The sequence below is a fragment of the uncultured Ellagibacter sp. genome (assembly GCF_934636505.1).
GTDB lineage: Bacteria > Actinomycetota > Coriobacteriia > Coriobacteriales > Eggerthellaceae > Ellagibacter.
On sequence record NZ_CAKUAL010000121.1, the window covers coordinates 1 to 2,445 of the forward strand.

Genomic DNA, 2,445 nt, shown 5'->3' on the forward strand with positions numbered 1-2,445 from the left:
CCGCATCACCAGCAGCCGCCGCAGCCACAGCGGGAACAGCCGCACCCGGAAGGCGGTTCAGGAACCAGCGCTGGATGTCGTTGCCGTACTTCTTCTGCAGCTTCTTGAAGCGCAGCTCGTGCGTCTTCCAAATGACGTAGAGCGGCGTCGCGATGGCGTAGGACGAGTAGCAGCCGCACACGAGGCCGATCGTCATGGCAAGCGCGAAGTCCTTCAGCGTCTCGCCGCCGAACAGCAGCATCGCCACAACCGGGATGAGCGAGGTGATCGAGGTGTTGAGCGAGCGCACGAGAACCTCGTTCACCGAGTGGTTCGCCATGGTGGCGAAGGTGCACTTCACCGAGTCGTCCTTCATGTTCTCGTTGATGCGGTGGAACACGACCACCGTGTCGTAGAGCGAGTAGCCCAAGATGGTGAGCAGGGCGGCGATGGTGTTCGGGGTGATCTCGCGACCGACGAGCACATAGACACCCACGACGATGATAAGGTCATGCAGCAGCGCCACGACCGCCGTCACGCCCATCTTCGGATCGCGGAAGCGGATCGAGATGTAGGCAATGATCAGCAGCAACGAGATGAAGAACGCGATCGCCGACGACTGGATGACGCTTGCGCCCCAGTCAGGGCCGATTGTGGTGACCTCGAAGCTGTCGGTGGTCCAGCCGAAGGCGTCCGCCACCTCGTTCGCCGCCACCGTCGCATCTTCGGCGGAAGTCGTGGTGGTGCGGACGAGGAAGCCTGGCTCGCCGTCCGCCGTCGTGGTCTGGATGACCGCGTCGGGCTCGCCCGCATCGCTGAACGCGTCGCGGACCTGCTCGGTCGTCACGTCGCCCGTGCCGTGGAAGGTCACCGACGTGCCGCCGACGAACTCGATGCCGAAGTTCATACCGCGCACGCCGACGATGATGGCGACAAGCACCATCGCGCAGCAGGCCGCAGTAAGGAAGATCTTCTTAAGTCCCAAAAGGTTGATGTCGAGCTTGATGAAGCGGCCGCGCACGTCCTTGCGGGAAGCCGCCTGCTTCACGCCCTGGAAGTAAGGCACAGCCTCGATGCAGTCCTCCACACCCCAGAACTTAGGATGCTTCGCGATGAGCTTCGGGGCGAGAAGGCGGATGAGCGGCGCCTTGAACAGCACCATCATGATGATGTCGCACACGATGCCGAGGGCAAGCGTCATGCCAAAGCCCTTGACCGAGGCGCTCGCCAGGAAGAACAGCGTGAGCGCGGAGACGAGCGTCACGAGGTCGGCGTCGATCGAGGTCAGGATGCCGTGGCGGACGCCCGTGATGGACGCAGCGCGCACGCTTCGGCCCATGCGGATTTCCTCACGGAAGCGCTCGAGCGTCAGGATGGAGGAGTCGGCCGCCATGCCGATGGTCAAAACGACGCCGGCGATGCCCGCCATAGAAAGACTGAACAGGCCGAATGCGGAAAGCAGCGCGAGGATGCCCAGATAAATCGCTGCGAAGACGGCCATCGCCGCCGCGGTGATGACGCCGAGCCCCTCGTAGAACACGAGCAGGTAAATCATGACGATCACAAGGCCGATGAGCGCCACGAGCACGCCGGACTGCAGCGCATCTTGGCCGAGCGTCGGGCCGACGACCTGGCTTTGCGCGTACTCGAAGCTCACGGGCAGCGAGCCGGATTCAAGCACGGTCTTCATCTGCTTGGCGGCGTCAAGCGTATAGCCGCCGGTGATGGAAACGTTGCCGTCGGAGATGACGGACTGCACGGCAGGAGCAGACTGCACTTCGCCGTCGAGGATGATGACAATCTGACCCTTGGTGGGAGCGAGGTCTTCGGTCGCCTCGGCGAAGGCCTTCGTGCCCTCGGAGTCGAGACGCAGGTTAACCGCATAGTCGGTCGAGGTCTGGGAAGCCTGGCCCACGTCGACCTTCTCGAGGTTCGAGCCGGTGATGATCGGCGTGTACGTGCCCTCTTCGACCTTGAGGTGCTGCACCTCTTCGCTCGGGAAGGAATTGCCGAACGCGTCGGTCACCGTGCCCTGCGTGCCGTATTGGCCGCTCTGAATCTTCGTCTTCACATCGGAATCGGTGAAGGAGTCAAGTCGCGCGAACTCGAGCTTGCCCGTTTTGCCGATGGTGTTGAGCGCTTCCTCAGTGTCGGATAGGCCGGGGATCTGCACGAGAATCTGGTCGTTGCCCTGAATTTGCACGACTGCCTCGGATGCGCCGAGGGCGTTCACGCGGTTCTCGATGATCGCGCGCGAAGATTCCATGTCCTCAGTGGAAACATCCGACCCGTCGTTGTTGTGCGCCGTGAGCACGACCGAAAGGCCACCTTGAATGTCGAGGCCTTGATTGATCTTTTCCTGCGGCGGCGTGAACATCGCGATCGAGCCGATGACCAAAAGCGCCATGACCACGAGCAGCCATACGTTGCGCCTATCCTTATTATGATGCTTCTTCTTTTTCTGAG

1 protein-coding gene is annotated in these 2,445 nt (G+C 62.0%); it reads right to left on the reverse strand.

Annotated elements, in window-relative coordinates; genetic code table 11:
* Window positions 1–2,398: protein translocase subunit SecD (gene secD, locus Q0G18_RS09290; RefSeq protein WP_297152392.1), on the reverse strand; the 2,398-nt coding region annotated here is incomplete at its 3' end.
* Between the last annotated feature and the right edge of the window lie 47 nt (window positions 2,399–2,445).